General features: G+C 71.3%; 15 protein-coding genes. 10 read left to right on the plus strand and 5 right to left on the minus strand.

Annotation, left to right across the window (positions count from 1 at the left end; translation table 11 throughout):
- The first annotated feature begins 105 nt into the window (after window positions 1-105).
- The 6 genes from ACZ3OF_RS01650 to ACZ3OF_RS01675 all read left to right on the plus strand — a co-directional run bounded on the left by ACZ3OF_RS01650 (window position 106) and on the right by ACZ3OF_RS01675 (window position 7,259).
- Window positions 106-1,263, plus strand: coding sequence for a CaiB/BaiF CoA transferase family protein (locus ACZ3OF_RS01650; protein ID WP_467302062.1), 1,158 nt, complete (start codon window positions 106-108; stop codon window positions 1,261-1,263).
- On the plus strand, window positions 1,260-2,402 hold the full coding sequence (locus tag ACZ3OF_RS01655; protein WP_361666865.1) for an acyl-CoA dehydrogenase family protein: 1,143 nt from the start codon (window positions 1,260-1,262) through the stop codon (window positions 2,400-2,402). Before ACZ3OF_RS01650 ends, ACZ3OF_RS01655 begins: the two co-directional genes overlap by 4 nt.
- A gap of 45 nt (window positions 2,403-2,447) precedes the next feature.
- On the plus strand, window positions 2,448-3,665 hold the full coding sequence (locus ACZ3OF_RS01660; protein WP_361594797.1) for an acetyl-CoA C-acetyltransferase: 1,218 nt from the start codon (window positions 2,448-2,450) through the stop codon (window positions 3,663-3,665).
- Window positions 3,666-3,713: 48 nt separating this feature from the next.
- Window positions 3,714-5,888 carry a 3-hydroxyacyl-CoA dehydrogenase NAD-binding domain-containing protein gene (locus tag ACZ3OF_RS01665; RefSeq protein WP_467302065.1) on the plus strand — a complete coding sequence of 725 codons (2,175 nt, stop codon included), beginning with the start codon at window positions 3,714-3,716 and terminating at the stop codon, window positions 5,886-5,888.
- Window positions 5,889-6,024: 136 nt separating this feature from the next.
- Window positions 6,025-6,384, plus strand: coding sequence for a hypothetical protein (locus ACZ3OF_RS01670; protein ID WP_467302067.1), 360 nt, complete (start codon window positions 6,025-6,027; stop codon window positions 6,382-6,384).
- Window positions 6,381-7,259: a hypothetical protein gene (locus ACZ3OF_RS01675; RefSeq protein WP_361666859.1), complete on the plus strand. Its 879-nt coding sequence runs from the start codon at window positions 6,381-6,383 to the stop codon at window positions 7,257-7,259. Before ACZ3OF_RS01670 ends, ACZ3OF_RS01675 begins: the two co-directional genes overlap by 4 nt.
- Here ACZ3OF_RS01675 and ACZ3OF_RS01680 read toward each other — a convergent pair.
- The gene (locus ACZ3OF_RS01680) at window positions 7,256-8,026 is read right to left on the minus strand and encodes a MerR family transcriptional regulator (protein ID WP_361666858.1); all 771 of its coding nucleotides are present in this window, start codon (window positions 8,024-8,026) and stop codon (window positions 7,256-7,258) included. The two genes, ACZ3OF_RS01675 and ACZ3OF_RS01680, sit on opposite strands and share 4 nt — an antisense overlap.
- 123 nt (window positions 8,027-8,149) lie before the next feature.
- Between ACZ3OF_RS01680 and ACZ3OF_RS01685 the strand changes: the two genes are divergently transcribed.
- A complete protein-coding gene (locus ACZ3OF_RS01685; protein WP_467302068.1) occupies window positions 8,150-8,632 on the plus strand; it encodes a macro domain-containing protein in 483 nt (160 codons plus the stop codon).
- Window positions 8,633-8,737: 105 nt separating this feature from the next.
- On the plus strand, window positions 8,738-9,208 hold the full coding sequence (locus tag ACZ3OF_RS01690) for a hypothetical protein (RefSeq protein ID WP_361666855.1): 471 nt from the start codon (window positions 8,738-8,740) through the stop codon (window positions 9,206-9,208).
- 66 nt (window positions 9,209-9,274) lie between these two features.
- On the opposite strand, the gene sph is transcribed toward ACZ3OF_RS01690, so the two are convergent.
- Window positions 9,275-10,252, minus strand: a complete 978-nt coding sequence (sph, locus tag ACZ3OF_RS01695) for a sphingomyelin phosphodiesterase (protein ID WP_467302071.1) — start codon at window positions 10,250-10,252, stop codon at window positions 9,275-9,277.
- Between the two features lie 186 nt (window positions 10,253-10,438).
- On the opposite strand from sph, the gene ACZ3OF_RS01700 reads away from it, so the two are divergent.
- Complete coding sequence (locus tag ACZ3OF_RS01700) at window positions 10,439-10,927, plus strand: F0F1 ATP synthase subunit B family protein (RefSeq protein WP_361666853.1); 489 nt, start codon at window positions 10,439-10,441, stop codon at window positions 10,925-10,927.
- Window positions 10,928-11,060: 133 nt separating this feature from the next.
- Window positions 11,061-12,125 (plus strand): oxygenase MpaB family protein, encoded by a 1,065-nt coding sequence (locus ACZ3OF_RS01705; RefSeq protein WP_467302073.1) that lies wholly within the window; start codon window positions 11,061-11,063, stop codon window positions 12,123-12,125.
- Here the strand turns inward: ACZ3OF_RS01705 and ACZ3OF_RS01710 are convergent.
- The 3 genes from ACZ3OF_RS01710 to ACZ3OF_RS01720 form a co-directional block, all read right to left on the minus strand.
- Window positions 12,100-13,467 carry a GH1 family beta-glucosidase gene (locus ACZ3OF_RS01710; protein ID WP_467302075.1) on the minus strand — a complete coding sequence of 456 codons (1,368 nt, stop codon included), beginning with the start codon at window positions 13,465-13,467 and terminating at the stop codon, window positions 12,100-12,102. The genes ACZ3OF_RS01705 and ACZ3OF_RS01710 overlap by 26 nt on opposite strands.
- A 103-nt stretch (window positions 13,468-13,570) precedes the next feature.
- Window positions 13,571-14,410, minus strand: coding sequence for a carbohydrate ABC transporter permease (locus ACZ3OF_RS01715; protein WP_352186210.1), 840 nt, complete (start codon window positions 14,408-14,410; stop codon window positions 13,571-13,573).
- Window positions 14,407-15,375, minus strand: coding sequence for a carbohydrate ABC transporter permease (locus ACZ3OF_RS01720; RefSeq protein WP_467302079.1), 969 nt, complete (start codon window positions 15,373-15,375; stop codon window positions 14,407-14,409). The genes ACZ3OF_RS01715 and ACZ3OF_RS01720 overlap by 4 nt, the downstream gene beginning before the upstream one ends.
- Between the last annotated feature and the right edge of the window lie 89 nt (window positions 15,376-15,464).

Here is a 15,464-nt window from a genome sequence, read left to right on the forward strand (position 1 = left end):
GACCGAATTTCCAAGCGCTTGCTCGGCCGGGGGGCTTGTGCGGAGTGGAACGTGTTCCTAGCATCACTGGTGTTACATCATTGGTGTCACATAGCTGGGGGCTTGATGGCGGCGACGAAGGAACCGACCCGGACCGCCCGGAACGGGCCGCTCTCCGGGGTGCGTGTGGTGGAGCTGGCGGGGATCGGGCCCGGGCCCTTCGCGGCCATGCTCCTCGCCGATCTCGGCGCCGACGTCGTTCGGATCGACCGGCCCGGCGGCTCCGGGCTGGGGATCGACCCCGCGTACGACCTCACCAACCGCAACAAGCGCTCCGTCCTCGTCGACCTCAAGGCCGACGGCGGCCCCGCGACCGTCCTCGACCTGGTCGAACGGGCCGACATCCTGATCGAGGGCTACCGGCCCGGCGTCGCCGAGCGGCTCGGTGTCGGCCCCGAGGCCTGCCTCGCCCGCAACCCGAAGCTCGTCTACGGCCGGATGACCGGCTGGGGCCAGGACGGGCCGCTCGCCACGACCGCCGGACACGACATCGCGTACATCGCGATCACCGGCACCCTCGGCATGATCGGTCCCGACCCGGACGGCCCGCCCGCCATCCCGGCGAACCTCGTCGGCGACTACGCCGGCGGCTCGCTCTACCTCGTCGTCGGCGTCCTCGCCGCGCTCCAGCACGCCCGAGCACACGGCGAGGGACAGGTCGTCGACGCGGCCATCGTCGACGGCACCGCCCACCTCGCGACCATGATCCACGGCATGCTGGCCTCCGGCGGCTGGCAGGACCGGCGCGGGATCAACCTGCTGGACGGCGGCTGCCCCTTCTACGGCACCTACGAGACCTCCGACGGGCAGTACATGGCCGTCGGAGCCCTGGAGCAGCAGTTCTACGACGAGTTCGTACGCCTCCTGGGCATCGAGGACCTCGCCCCCGCCCGCAAGGACTTCGGGCGCTGGGCCGACCTGCGCACCGCCGTCGCGGAACGCTTCCGCACCCGTACGAGAGACGAGTGGACAGCCGTCTTCGACGGGACCGACGCCTGCGTGGCGCCGGTCCTCTCGCTCCGCGAGGCCCCCGCCCACCCGCACCTGGCCGCCCGCGCCACCTTCGTCGAGCACGCCGGCCTCACCCAGCCCGCGCCCGCGCCCCGCTTCTCCGCCACCCCCGGCACCGTGCGCACCGGCCCCGCCCTGCCCGGCGCCGACACCGACGAGGTCGCCCGCGACTGGGCCGTGTCCTCCCTCACCTCCAAGGAGCCGCAGGCATGAAGCGCCAGCTCTACACCGCCGACCACGAGACGTTCCGCGAGACCGTCCGCACCTTCCTCGCCAAGGAGGTGCTGCCCCACTACGAGCAGTGGGAGAAGGACGGCATCGTCGCGCGCGAGGCCTGGCGCGCCGCGGGACGGCAGGGGCTGCTCGGTCTCGCCGTCGACGAGGAGTACGGAGGCGGCGGCAACCCGGACTTCCGCTACAGCGCCGTCCTCGCCGAGGAGTTCACCCGGGCCGGCGCGCCCGGCATGGCCCTGGGCCTGCACAACGACATCATCGGCCCGTACCTCACCTCGCTCGCCACCGAGGAGCAGAAGCGCCGCTGGCTGCCCGGCTTCTGTACGGGCGAGCTGATCACCGCCATCGCGATGACCGAGCCGGGCGCGGGCTCCGACCTCCAGGGGATCAGGACCAGCGCCGAGGACCGCGGCGACCACTGGGTGCTCAACGGGTCCAAGACCTTCATCTCCAACGGCATCCTCGCCGACCTCGTGATCGTCGTCGCGAAGACGACCCCCGAAGGGGGCGCGCACGGGCTCTCGCTGCTGGTCGTCGAGCGGGGCACGGAAGGGTTCGAGCGAGGCAGGAACCTCGACAAGATCGGCCAGAAGTCGCAGGACACCGCCGAACTGTTCTTCCACGACGTCCGCGTTCCCAAGGAGAACCTCCTCGGCGAGCTCAACGGCGCCTTCGTCCACCTCATGACCAATCTCGCCCAGGAGCGGATGGCCATCGCCGTGGCCGGCATCGCCGCCGCCGAACACCTCCTGGAGATCACCACGCGCTACGTGAAGGAGCGCGAGGCCTTCGGGCGCCCGCTGGCCAAGCTCCAGCACATCCGCTTCGAGATCGCGGAGATGGCGACCGAGTGCGCCGTCACCCGTACGTTCCTCGACCGGTGCATCGTGGATCACTCGAACGGGGAGCTCGACGCCGTCCACGCCTCCATGGCCAAGTGGTGGGCCACCGAGCTGCAGAAGCGGGTCGCGGACCGCTGTCTGCAACTGCACGGGGGATACGGCTACATGGCCGAATTCCCGGTCGCCCGTGCGTTCACCGACGGCCGCATCCAGACCATCTACGGCGGGACGACCGAGATCATGAAGGAGATCATCGGACGTTCCCTGCTGGGCTGACCCCTCTCCCCTCACCCTCATCGCTGAATCGTTGAAAGGCTTCTCGTGAGCACCGAAGCGTACGTGTACGACGCGATCCGCACCCCGCGCGGCCGCGGCAAGGCCAACGGCGCCCTGCACGGCACCAAGCCCATCGACCTGGTCGTCGGACTCATCCACGAGATCCGCGCCCGCTTCCCCGGACTCGACCCGGCCGCCGTCGACGACATCGTCCTCGGCGTCGTCGGCCCGGTCGGCGACCAGGGCTCCGACATCGCCCGTATCGCCGCCATCGCCGCCGGCCTGCCCGACACCGTCGCCGGCGTCCAGGAGAACCGCTTCTGTGCCTCCGGCCTCGAAGCCGTCAACATGGCCGCGATGAAGGTCCGGTCGGGCTGGGAGGACCTCGTCCTCGCCGGCGGCGTCGAGTCCATGTCGCGCGTCCCCATGGCCTCCGACGGCGGCGCCTGGTTCGCCGACCCGATGACCAACCACGAGACCGGCTTCGTGCCCCAGGGCATCGGCGCCGACCTCATCGCCACCATCGAGGGCTTCTCCCGCCGCGACGTCGACGAGTACGCCGCCCTCTCCCAGGAGCGCGCCGCCGCCGCCTGGAAGGACGGCCGCTTCGACCGCTCCGTCGTCCCCGTCAAGGACCGCCACAGCGGACTGCTCGTCCTCGACCACGACGAGCACATGCGCCCCGGCACCACCGCCGACTCGCTCGCCGCCCTCAAGCCCTCCTTCGCCGGCATCGGCGACATGGGCGGCTTCGACGCGGTCGCGCTGCAGAAGTACCACTGGGTGGAGAAGATCGACCACGTCCACCACGCGGGCAACTCCTCCGGCATCGTCGACGGCGCCTCGCTCGTCGCCATCGGCTCCAAGGAGGTCGGCGAGCGGTACGGAATGACCCCGCGCGCCCGGATCGTCGCCGCGGCCGTCTCCGGCTCCGAGCCGACCATCATGCTCACCGGACCCGCGCCCGCCACCCGCAAGGCGCTCGCCAAGGCCGGCCTGACCATGGACGACATCGACCTGGTCGAGATCAACGAGGCCTTCGCGGGCGTCGTGCTCCGCTTCGTCAAGGACATGGGCATCAGCCTCGACAAGGTCAACGTCAACGGTGGCGCCATCGCGCTCGGCCACCCCCTCGGCGCGACCGGCGCGATGATCCTCGGCACCCTGATCGACGAGCTGGAGCGCCAGGACAAGCGCTACGGCCTGGCCACGCTGTGCGTCGGCGGCGGCATGGGCATCGCCACGATCGTCGAGCGCGTCTGACCGTCCCTCCCTCCCACCAGCCTTCACCCGCCTTACGGAGAAGCAGCAATGAGCCAGAGCACCACCATCCGCTGGGAGCAGGACGAGACCGGCGTCGTCACCCTCGTCCTCGACGACCCCAACCAGTCCGCGAACACCATGAACCAGGCGTTCAAGGACTCCATCGCGGCGATCGCCGACCGCGCCGAGGCCGAGAAGGACTCCATCCGCGGCATCATCTACACCTCCGCGAAGAAGACCTTCTTCGCGGGCGGTGACCTGAAGGACATGATCCGGCTGCGCCCGGAGGACGCCCAGATCGCCTTCGACACCGGCACCGAGATCAAGCGCTCGCTGCGCCGGATCGAGACGCTCGGCAAGCCGGTCGTCGCCGCCGTCAACGGGGCGGCGCTGGGCGGCGGTTACGAGATCGCCCTCGCCTCGCACCACCGTGTCGCGCTCGACGCCCCCGGCTCCAAGATCGGCCTGCCCGAGGTCACGCTCGGTCTCCTCCCGGCGGGCGGCGGCGTCACCCGTACCGTACGCCTCATGGGCATCGCCGACGCCCTGCTCAAGGTCCTGCTCCAGGGCACCCAATACTCCCCGCAGCGGGCCCTGGAGAACGGCCTGATCCACGAGGTGGCCGCCACGCCCGAGGAGATGCTCGCCAAGGCGCGCGCCTTCATCGACACGCACCCCGAGTCGCAGCAGCCCTGGGACGTCAAGGGGTACAAGATCCCCGGCGGAACGCCGTCGAACCCGCGGTTCGCCGCCAACCTGCCGGCCTTCCCGGCCAACCTGAAGAAGCAGCTGAACGGCGCGCCCTACCCGGCCCCCCGCAACATCCTCGCCTGCGCCGTCGAAGGCTCGCAGGTCGACTTCGAGACCGCGCTGACCATCGAGGCCCGCTACTTCACCGAGCTGGTCACCGGCCAGACGGCGAAGAACATGATCCAGGCCTTCTTCTTCGACCTCCAGGCCATCAACTCCGGCGCCAACCGCCCCCAGGGCATCGAGCCGCGCCCCGTCCGCAAGGTCGCCGTCCTCGGCGCGGGCATGATGGGCGCCGGCATCGCGTACTCCTGCGCCCGTGCGGGTATCGAGGTCGTCCTCAAGGACGTCACGGCGGAGTCCGCTGCGAAGGGCAAGGGCTACTCCGAGAAGCTCTGCGCCAAGGCCGTCTCCCGCGGTCGCACCACCCAGCAGAAGGCGGACGAGCTGCTGGCCCTGATCACTCCCACCGCCGACCCGGCCGACCTGGCCGGCTGCGACGCCGTGATCGAGGCCGTCTTCGAGGACACCGCGCTCAAGCACAAGGTCTTCGAGGAGATCCAGGACATCGTCGAGCCGGACGCGCTGCTCTGCTCCAACACCTCGACGCTGCCCATCACCGTGCTCGCCGAGGGCGTCTCCCGCCCGGTCGACTTCATCGGACTGCACTTCTTCTCGCCGGTCGACAAGATGCCGCTGGTGGAGATCATCAAGGGCGAGCGCACCGGCGACGAGGCGCTGGCCCGCGCCTTCGACCTGGTACGGCAGATCAAGAAGACCCCGATCGTCGTCAACGACTCGCGCGGCTTCTTCACCTCCCGCGTGATCGGCCAGTTCATCAACGAGGGCGTGGCGATGATCGGCGAGGGCGTCGACCCCTCCTCGGTCGAGCAGGCGGCCGCGCAGGCCGGCTACCCGGCCAAGGTGCTCTCCCTGATGGACGAGCTGACCCTGACCCTGCCCCGGAAGATCCGGAACGAGACGCGGCGCGCGATCGAGGAGGCCGGCGGCACCTGGGCCGGGCACCCGGCGGACGCGGTGATCGACCGGATGGTCGACGAGTTCGGGCGTCCGGGTCGCAGCGGCGGCGCGGGCTTCTACGCGTACGACGAGACCGGCAAGCGGGTCGGCCTCTGGCCGGGACTCCGTGAGCACTTCACCCGGACCGACGTGCACATCCCCTTCGAGGACATGAAGGAGCGGATGCTCTTCTCCGAGGCGCTCGACTCGGTGCGCTGCCTGGAGGAGAACGTCCTGACCTCGGTCGCCGACGCGAACATCGGCTCCATCATGGGCATCGGCTTCCCGGCCTGGACCGGTGGTGTGCTCCAGTACATCAACGGTTACGAGGGTGGGCTGCCCGGTTTCGTGGCACGCGCGCGTGAGCTGGCCGAGAAGTACGGCGAGCGGTTCACGCCGCCGGCGCTGCTGGTGGAGAAGGCGGAGCGGGGCGAGGTCTTCACGGACGCGTGACGCCTCCGATCCGCTGAACGGCCCCGTCGCACCACTCTTCGATCATCCGATCGAGCGGTGCGGCGGGGCCGCGTCGCGTGGGGCCGGGGGCGGGGGCCCGCGTCCCTCTACGCTCGCGGACGATCAAGGAGGTCGGATGCGGGACAAGACCATTCGCTGGATCCGTGTCGTCATGCTCGCCGTGGTCGGCGTGTTGGGTGCCGGCGCGCTCGTCGCGTGCGACCCCGACAAGCCCGCCCCCGCGGACTCCCCGTCGCCGCCCGACGCGGTGTCCAGTCCGCCCACCTCTCCGCAGCAGCAGCAACAACAACAACCACAGCCGACCGACACCGGGGAGCCGTACGTTCCGCCCGAACCGCAGCCACCGAGGGCGACCGGAGACGATGACGGCGACCCGACCTCCGCCCCGAGCTTCGACGAGACGCAACCGCCAACGCCCCCGACGCCCGACGGGCCTTCGGAACCGATCGAACCGCCCGGTCCCGACAGCACGTGAGCGAGCCGCCCCTGGACGACCCGTCCGAGGAGCCGGAGGCCGATCCGTACCGCCCCACCGCGCTCCTCCGGACGGTCGTCGCGCAAGGGACTTTCATCGCCGCGCTCCTGTTCTACCTGGGCGCGATGTACATGAGCACGTTCTACGCGTACTTCCACATCTCCCTCAGCACGCTCGACCTGGGCTTCGGCGAGCTGGTGACCCAGAGCCTGCGGCTGCTGAAGCTCGAGGTCCTGGTGGCCGCCGGGTTGATCGTGCTGGTCGTGGCGGCGCCCTGGGCCCGGGCTCGGGCCCGGACGTACCGGGGCGGGGCGCGCCGTACCGCCGTCAAGGCCGAAGCCGTCGCCGCCCGCCTGTCCGTGCCCGTGGTGGTCATCGGTGTGGTGTTGCTCGCCCTGTGGAGCGAGATCCAGCCTTACGGCTGGACCGCCCCCCTCCTCATCGCCGTCGGGTTGCTCATGGGCCAGTGCCGTGACTCCCAGGGCCGGCGGCCGAAGGGGCTGCGACGCAAGGCGCTCCCGGTCTTCGCCGCCGGGGCCTTTCTCTTCTGGACGCTCACCCAGGTCACCGTCCAGACGGCCCAGCGGGACGCCAGGGCCCGCGCCGGCCGTGTCACCGATTGGACCGGGGTGATGATCCTCAGCAGTCATCCGCTCGCCCTCCCCACCGGCAAGGTCAAACGGGAGGTCCTGTCGAGCGGGCTGCGTCATCGCTACCGCTACACCGGGCTGCGCCTGCTCCTGGAACACGACGGGCGGTATTACGTCGTACCCCTCGGCTGGGACGTGGAGCGCGACGCGATGTACATCATCCAGGAGAGCGACGCCGTGTGGATCGCCCTCACGCCGGGCACCCAGCCGCGCTTGCTCGGCTAGTCGGCCCCCGCCGCCGTCTCCGTACCGAACGCCGCCCGCAGCTCCTCCCGCAGGGAGCGCTGGAAGGCGGTGACGAGGGCCTGGATCACCATCGGCTGCATGTGCGCGGAGAGCGACTTCATCGCGGCGAGGTGATCCGGGTCCTCGGCCCTCTCGCGGTACGGGTTCCAGACCTCCTCCCGGAAGATCCGGGACAGCTCCTGGGCCGCCACGCGCGCGTGCTCCAGCAGGACGGTGCGGGAGGCGAGGATCGTCTCGTGGGCGATGGGCACGTCGAGCAGCTCGACGCCGAGCCGCAGCAGCGAGGCGTCGAGGCGGAAGACGTCCGGGTCGGCGCCCTTGTCCAGGACACCCATCGCCGCGAGACGGTCCACGTCCTCGTCCGTAAGGGCCCGCCCGGCGCGCCGCTCCAGCTCGCGCCGGGTGATCTCCTCGGCGGACTCGGGCGCCCAGGCGGCGATCAGGGCCCGGTGGACGGCGAGGTCCCGCTCGCTGAGGTCGGGCGGCAGCTGGTGCAGATAGCGTTCGATGGCGGCGAGCGTCATCCCCTGGCGCTGGAGCTCCTCGATCAGAGCCAGGCGGGAGAGGTGTCCCGGCCCGTAGTGTCCGACGCGGCGCGGGCCGATCGCGGGCGGCGGCAGCAGTCCCTTGGTGCTGTAGAAGCGGACGGTCCGCACGGTGACCCCCGCCCGGGCGGCCAGCTCGTCGACGGTGAACGTCGGCGCCTGCTCGGGCTGCTCGGGCTGCGCCTCGGTCTCGGTGGCCATCTGAGGTGCCTCGCTTCCGGTGCCGTGACTGCCGTGCCGTTCCCTCGGTGCAACAGTATTGCTGTCTCACCAGCGATGTAAAAGCGTGCGGCCGATGTCAGTGGCGCGCCCTACGGTGAACGCATGTCGGGGATCACGTATGTACGGGGGGACGCCAGCGCGCCGCAGGGCAAGGGCGTCAAGATCATCGCGCATGTCTGCAACGACCTGGGCGGCTGGGGCAAGGGATTCGTCCTGGCGCTGTCGCGCCGCTGGCCGGAGCCGGAGGCGGCCTATCGCCGCTGGCACCGGGAGCGTGCGCGGAACGACTTCGCACTGGGCGCCGCCCAGTTCGTGCAGGTCGGGCCGTACGTCTGGGTGGCCAATCTGGTCGGCCAGCGCGGGACGCGCACCGGCCGGAGCACGGGGGTGCCCGTGCGGTACGAGGCGATCGACGCGGCGCTCGGGCTGCTCGGCGACAGGGCGGAGGAGCTGGGGGCCTCCGTGCACATGCCCCGGATCGGCTGCGGGCTGGCCGGTGGGAAGTGGTCGCGGGTCGAGCCGCTGATAGCCGAGCGGCTCGCCGCGCGGGGGATACCGGTCACCGTGTACGACTTCGAGGCGTAAGCGGGCGTACGGGTACACCCGCCCGACCCGTGCGAGATCTGGCGTGTACCTGCCGCTAGAGTCACGTGCTTGTTCGAATTCGGGGAACGGTGACTGGGGAGGGTCATGTACACGGAACTCAGGGAGACGGCTGCGGAGTTGGCCGGCGTCCTGTGGCGGGAACACACCGTGTACCGGGAGCGGGGCGGTGGAGTCGTGATCCGGGGCGAGCACGTGGGGCGCTGGATCAGCCTGGCCCCGACCGGGGGCAGGAACCAGGCCCGGCTGCGCGCCGGCCGACTCCTGGACGGCGGCACCACGGCGCCGGCCCGTTCGGAGATCGTGGTCGACCTCTCGGTCGGGACGGCCGAACTGGCCGCGGTCTGCCGCCGCCTGCTCGCCGACGTCGCCGCCGCGGACGCGGCGGCCCCCTCCCGGGCCCGCACCGAACGCCCGGCCCGGACCAAGCGCGCGCCCAAGCCCGCCCGCCCCGCCAAAAGACTCCACACGAGCGTCGGCTCCTGGGTGGTGGTGCTCTGCGTGGCCGGGATCGTGGGGCTCTGGGCCTACACCCAGTTCGGCGTGTACGGGTACTAGGACGACCCCGGCCCGCCGGGCGCGAGGCGCGGCGGGCCGGGGGCGATCAGGTCGGAGCGTTCCCGTTCAGAACGCGGTGACAGGGTAGTGGTCGCTCAGGTTCGTGTACGTGTAGCGCGTGCCCCAGCTGGAGACCGTCCAGGGCGCGGTCTGCTCCAGGACCACGTTGTTCGTCCAGTTCGCCGGGCGCGCGTTGCCCGAGCGGTACAGGACGTAGTCGAGGTCCTCGCGCGGGTCGTCCGGGTAGCGCTCGGAGGCGATCGAGTTCAGCTCGGTGTCGAAGGAGTACGGGTGGCCCGTGCGGGCGTCCGCCCCGGCCAGGCCCGCGTCGCTGAGCATCGTGCCGTACTCGGGCGTCCGGGAGTCGACGTTCATGTCGCCGGCCACGATGACCTGCTCGTTCGCCGGGATGTTCTTGCCGTCGAGGAAGGCGTCCATCGCCTTGAACTGGCGGCTGCGCATCTGCGCCGCCTCGCCCGCCGAGCAGCCCGGGTCGGTGGACTGGGCATGGGTGCCGACGACGTGGACCTTGGTGCCGTTCACATCGAGGACCGTGTAGACGAAGCCCTTGTTCGAGTACCAGTCCGCGCCGCAGGCGTCCTTGTAGACGTACTGCTCCTTGCGGACGATCGGCCACTTGCTGAGGATCGTCACGCCGCCGTCCTCCGGCGTCGTGGCCGAGTAGGCGCCGCTCGTGGCGTCCCAGCCGGTCTTGCTGCGGCCCATGACCGGGGTCTGGTACGGGTACTGGGCGGCGGAATTCGCCTTGAGCGCGTCCGAGGAGGAGTTGTCGAAGGCCTCCTGGATCACGACCACGTCGTGGCCCTGGTAGAAGGAGGCGGCGGGTATCGCCTTGGCCCGGTGGTCCTGGCCCCAGTTGGGGTAGAGCGTCTTGCTGAACAGGAAGGTGTTGTAGCTGAGCACCTTCAGGCGCGGGGCCTCGGCGGCGGAGGCCGAGGGCGCTGCCGTGGCCAGGGTCGCGGCGGCGAGCGCCAGGGACAGGGCGGCGCCGGAGGCACGACGGCGGTGTGCGGCGAGCGGCACAGAAACTCCCGTGTGTAGGTGGGGGGTTGGAGCGGCGCCGCACATCAAATCAGCCGTAGTTACCTTGCGGTAGCCATTGGGTGCCGGGAATCTTGCGCGGTCATGTCAGCACGGACCGCCGTCGAAGGGGCTGTCTTGCCGCCGCCCGGGGAACGGGCCCCATTTCCGAGCAGGTAACATGCGCGCATGACCCTCGCGCAGAATTCGACGATCTTCGACATGGACCTTGGTCCGCTCAACCCGGTCACGGCTGAGCTCATCCTCGGCGTGGTCCTGTTCGCCCTCACCTTCCTGATCCTGGCGAAGGGCATCCTGCCGAAGATCAACCGCACCCTCGCCGAGCGCGAGGACGCCATCGCCGGCGGCACCGAGCGCGCCGACGACCTGCGCGCCGAGGCCACGCAGATCCGCGAGCAGTACGAGGCCGAGCTGGCCGAGGCCCGCCACGAGGCGGCCCGCATCCGCTCCCAGGCGACCGAGGAGGGCGCGGCCGCCATCGCCGCCGCCCGTGCCGAGGGCATCCGTGAGCGCGAGGCGATCCTCGCCGCCGGTGCCGAGCGCATCGCCACCGAGCGCGCCGCCGCCGAGCGCGAGCTCTCCGCCGACGTCGACGCCTGGGCCCGCGCCCTGGCCGGCCGCATCGTCGGCGAGCCGGTCGGCGCCGACCGCGGCTGACGCACCAGCACCACGCACCACCAGATCGGGGCCGTGCCCCGGGCTCCGGCCCGGCGCACGGCCCCGATCTTTGTGCGGCCTTTGCCGGAAAGGCCTGGCCGAGGCAGGCTGAGAACGTGAGGAGAGTGCCCGCATGACCGGACCGACGAGGCGCACGGACCGCTCGGCGCGGAAGGCGGAAGCGCGGCCCACGCGGCCCACCGGGACCACCCCGCCCACCGGGACCACCCCGCCCACGCGGCCCACCGGGACCACCCCGCCCACGCGGCCCACCGGGACCACCCCGCCCGCCCGGACCGCCACGGAGGACGGGGCGACACGGGACGCGCCCCAGCCGCCGCCCGTCGGCGGTGTGCTGTGGAGCGTCGCCGGGGACATCCGGGGGCTCCTCATGCTGCCCTCCGCCCTCGCCCTCCAGGTCGCCCACCCCGCCGTCGGCGCCGGCGTCGACCAGTACTCCGTCTTCCGCACCGACCCCTGGGGCCGCGGCGAACGCTCCCTGCGCTCCGCCCTGCTCTGGGTGTACGGAGGCGAGGCCGCGGCCGAGGAAGGGCGCCGGCTCCGCGCGCTGCACCGGACCATCCAGGGCACCGACGCCCACGGCCGCCGGTACCACGCGCTCACCCCGGCGAACTACGCCTGGGTGCACGCCACCGGCTTCCCCGTCTACCAGCACGCCCTGCGTCTGCTCCACCGCCCGCTCACCGACGCCCAGGAGCGCCGGCTCTACGCGGAGTGGCTCCAGGTCGGCCGCATCCTCGGCATCCACGACCGGGACATGCCCCAGACCGTCGAGGCGTTCTGGCCCTACTACCGCACGATGCTCGGCGAGATCGAGGCCACCGTCGTCCTGCGCGAGCTGGTCGCCACCGACCAGCCGGTACCGCCCCCGGACCGCGGCCCCCTGCCGCTGCGGCTGCTGCTCCGAGCGCTGTGGCCGGTGATCCTGCCCCGGCTCGCCCGCTTCCGCGCCTTCATCACCGTCGGCCTGATGCCACCGGACGCCCGCGAGGCCGTGGGACTGGAGTGGACCGACGCGCAGGAGCGCCGGCTCCGCCGCTTCGCCCGGGTCGTACGGGCCGTCGTGCCCGTACTCCCCGAACGGCTGCGCTATCTGCCGCCGGCCCGCGAGGCGCGCCGCGCCGCGAGGCTCGGCGCCGCGGCGGCGGGGCTCAGCGTGCCAGCCCCCCGCGCCTGATCACCTCCGCGTACCAGCGCGCGCTGTCCTTGGGCGTACGGCGCTGGCTCGCGAAGTCCACATGGACCATCCCGAACCGCTTGCCGTAGCCGTACGCCCACTCGAAGTTGTCGAGCAGCGACCAGAGGAAGTACCCGCGCACGTCCGCGCCGTCGGCGATCGCGCGGTGCGCGGCCGCGAGATGGGCGTCGAGGTACGCCACCCGCTCCGGATCGTGGACCTCGCCCTCGGGGTCGGCGTAGTCGTCGTACGCGGCGCCGTTCTCGGTGATCAGGAGCGGCACCTCCGGCAGCTCGTCACGGAGGCGGACGAGCAGCTCGTACAGGCCGCCCGCGTCCACCGGCCAGTCCATCGCCGTACGCGGTCCGGGCGCGGGAACGAAACGCACCCGCTCCGGCGCGCCCGGCCAGGGCGAGGGGGACTCCGAGACGCCGGCGCCGACGACGGACGGGGAGTAGTAGTTGATCCCGAGCGAGTCGATCGGTGTGGAGATCACCTCCAGATCGCCGTCCCGGACGAAGGACCAGTCCGTGATGTGCGCGGTGTCCTCGACCAGATCGGCGGGGAGACGGCCGTGGAAGACCGGGTCGAGGAAGATCCGGTTGCCGACGGCGTCGATGCGCCGTGCCGCGTCCCGGTCCTCGGGCGCGTCGGACAGCGCCCTGATCGCGTGGAGGTTGAGGGTCAGCGAGACCTCCGCCGAGGCGGGGACGGCCTCGCGCAGGACGCGGGCGGCCAGGCCGTGAGCCAGGTTGAGATGGTGGGCGGCGCGCAGGGCGGCCGCGTCGTCGGTCCGGCCCGGCGCGTGGACACCGGAGCCATAGCCGAGGAAGGCCGAGCACCAGGGTTCGTTGAGCGTGGTCCAGGTGGTGACCCGGTCGCCCAGAGCCTCGGCGGCGAGCCCCGCGTACTCGGTGAACCGCTCCGCCGTCGCCCGCTCCGGCCAGCCACCGGCGTCCTCGAGCTCCTGAGGCAGGTCCCAGTGGTAGAGCGTGGCGACCGGCCGGATTCCCGCGTCGAGGAGCTCGTCGGCAAGACCGCGGTAGAAGTCGAGGCCCTTCTGCACGGCCGGGCCGCGTCCGGTCGGCTGGACCCGGGACCAGGAGAGGGAGAAACGGTAGTCCGTGAGGCCCAGCTCCTTCATCAGGGCCACGTCCTCGCGCATCCGGTGGTAGTGGTCGGCGGCGATGTCACCGGTGTCGCCGTTGCGCACCTTGCCCGGCGTACGGCTGAAGGTGTCCCAGATGGACGGGGTGCGGCCGTCCTCGGCGGCGGCGCCCTCGATCTGGTAGGCGGCGGTCGCCGCGCCCCAGCGGAAGCCGTCGGGGAAGAGAGCGTTCATGGACGGAGACCTCCTGTGAGAGGGAGAGGAGTAGGGGCGGCCCTATTCGGCGGAGCCCCCGGTGAGCGGGGGCCGATCGGGCGAGCCCGAGCAGAAGAGCGCTTCAGCCCTTGACGGCGCCCTGCATGATGCCGCCCACGATCTGCCGGCCCAGCAGGCCGAAGACGAGCAGCACCGGCAGCGTGCCGAGCAGGGTGCCCGCCATGATCACGGACTGGTCGTGGACGTATCCGCCGCCGAGTTGGCGGAGCGCGACCTGCACGGTCGGCTCCTGCGAGGAGAGCGCGATGATCGGCCAGAAGAAGTCGTTCCACGCGGCCATGAAGGTGAGCAGTCCGAGCACCGCCATGCCGGGCCGGGCCACGGGCACCACGATCGACCAGAAGATCCGGGCCGAGGAGGCTCCGTCGACCCGGGCGGCCTCGATCAGCTCGTCCGGCAGGGCCTGCACCAGGAACTGGCGCATGAAGAACACCCCGAAGGCCGAGACGAGACCCGGCAGGATGACCGACTGCAGCTGGTTCACCCACCCCAGCTCGGCGATCAGCATGAAGAGCGGGATCACCCCGAGCTGCGGCGGGATCATCATCGTGCCGACGGTGATCGCGAGCAGCGCGCCCCGGCCGCGGAAGCGCAGCTTGGCGAAGGCGAACCCGGCCAGTGTGCAGCAGAGCACCGTGCCGACGGTGATGGAGCCGGAGACGACAAGGGAGTTGAAGAGGGCCTTGCCGATGTCCGCCTCCTCCATCACCGCCTCGAAGTTGCGGAACAGGTTCGGGCCGGGCAGCAGCGTGGGCGGCACCTGTGCGAGATCGGCGTTCGAGCGGCTGGCGGCGACGATCGTCCAGTAGAACGGGAAGGCGGAGACGAGGACGGCGAGGATCAGGATCGCGTACGTGATCCGGCCCCCGCGGCCCGTACGGCCGGCGACACGCGTGGTCATGCCCGGCCCTCCTTCCGTGAACGGCGGCGCACGATCAGGGCGTTGACCCCGACCAGGACGAGGATCAGCAGGAACATCAGCCAGGCGATGGCGGCGGCGCGGCCCAGGTGGAAGAAGCCCCAGCCCTGTTCGTACAGATAGAGACCGAGCGTCTGGTACTGGTGGGAGATGCCGCCCGAGATGGACCCTTCGAAGAGCAGCGGCTCGCCGAAGAGCTGGGTCGCGCCGATCGTGGAGACGACCGTGGTGAACACGATCGTGGGGCGCAGCCCGGGCAGGGTGACGTGGAAGAACTGCCGCCAGCGGGAGGCGCCGTCCACCTCCGCCGCCTCGTACAGCTCGGTGGGGATGGACTGCATGCCCGCCAGGTAGATCAGCGCGTTGTAGCCCGTCCAGCGCCAGACGACGATCGAGGAGACGGCGATCTGCGAGGCGAGCGTGCCGTTCTGCCAGTCGACCGGGCCGAAACCGATCAGCGAGAGGCCGTAGTTGACGAGCCCGTAGTCGTGCCCGAAGAGCTGGGCGAAGACCAGGGTGGCGGCGGCCACGGAGGTCGCGTACGGCAGCAGCATCGCCGTACGGAAGAACGTCCGCCCACGCAGCTTGTAGTTGAGCAGATGGGCCAGGCCGAGCGCCATCGCGAGCTGCGGCACGGTGGACAGCACGCCGATCGTGAAGGTGTTGCGCAGCGCGGTCCAGAAGAACTCGTCGGTCAGCAGCGCCGCGTAGTTGCCGAATCCGCGCCACTCCATGTCGCCGGGTGTCTGCAGCTCCACGCGGTAGAGCGAGACGAAGGCGGTGTAGAGCAGCGGGAAGAGGCCGAACGCCGCGAACAGGGTGAAGAACGGGGCGAGATAGGCGTACGGAACCAGCGCGGACCGTCTGCGGCGGCGGGCCGGTCCGGAGGACCGGGCCGACGACGGCGGGACGGGCGCCCTCGTCGGCCCGGAGGCGGTCAGGGTCACGGTGCGGCCCTTCGAGTCGGATGAACGGGTGCTGTTGCTGCCGCGGCTGGGGCGGCTTCTCAGGCGAGCGGAAGGTGTGCGGGCGGGGG

Source organism: Streptomyces sp. NPDC022552 (assembly GCF_055561875.1).

Coding starts and splice junctions, on each gene's coding strand:
- ACZ3OF_RS01650 (WP_467302062.1), top strand. CDS start 106: ATGGCGGCGACGAAGGAACCGACCCGGACCGCCCGGAACGGGCCGCTC.
- ACZ3OF_RS01690 (WP_361666855.1), top strand. CDS start 8,738: ATGTACACGGAACTCAGGGAGACGGCTGCGGAGTTGGCCGGCGTCCTG.
- ACZ3OF_RS01670 (WP_467302067.1), top strand. CDS start 6,025: ATGCGGGACAAGACCATTCGCTGGATCCGTGTCGTCATGCTCGCCGTG.
- ACZ3OF_RS01680 (WP_361666858.1), bottom strand. CDS start 8,026: ATGGCCACCGAGACCGAGGCGCAGCCCGAGCAGCCCGAGCAGGCGCCG.
- ACZ3OF_RS01655 (WP_361666865.1), top strand. CDS start 1,260: ATGAAGCGCCAGCTCTACACCGCCGACCACGAGACGTTCCGCGAGACC.
- ACZ3OF_RS01665 (WP_467302065.1), top strand. CDS start 3,714: ATGAGCCAGAGCACCACCATCCGCTGGGAGCAGGACGAGACCGGCGTC.
- ACZ3OF_RS01705 (WP_467302073.1), top strand. CDS start 11,061: ATGACCGGACCGACGAGGCGCACGGACCGCTCGGCGCGGAAGGCGGAA.
- ACZ3OF_RS01685 (WP_467302068.1), top strand. CDS start 8,150: ATGTCGGGGATCACGTATGTACGGGGGGACGCCAGCGCGCCGCAGGGC.
- ACZ3OF_RS01700 (WP_361666853.1), top strand. CDS start 10,439: ATGACCCTCGCGCAGAATTCGACGATCTTCGACATGGACCTTGGTCCG.
- ACZ3OF_RS01710 (WP_467302075.1), bottom strand. CDS start 13,467: ATGAACGCTCTCTTCCCCGACGGCTTCCGCTGGGGCGCGGCGACCGCC.
- ACZ3OF_RS01715 (WP_352186210.1), bottom strand. CDS start 14,410: ATGACCACGCGTGTCGCCGGCCGTACGGGCCGCGGGGGCCGGATCACG.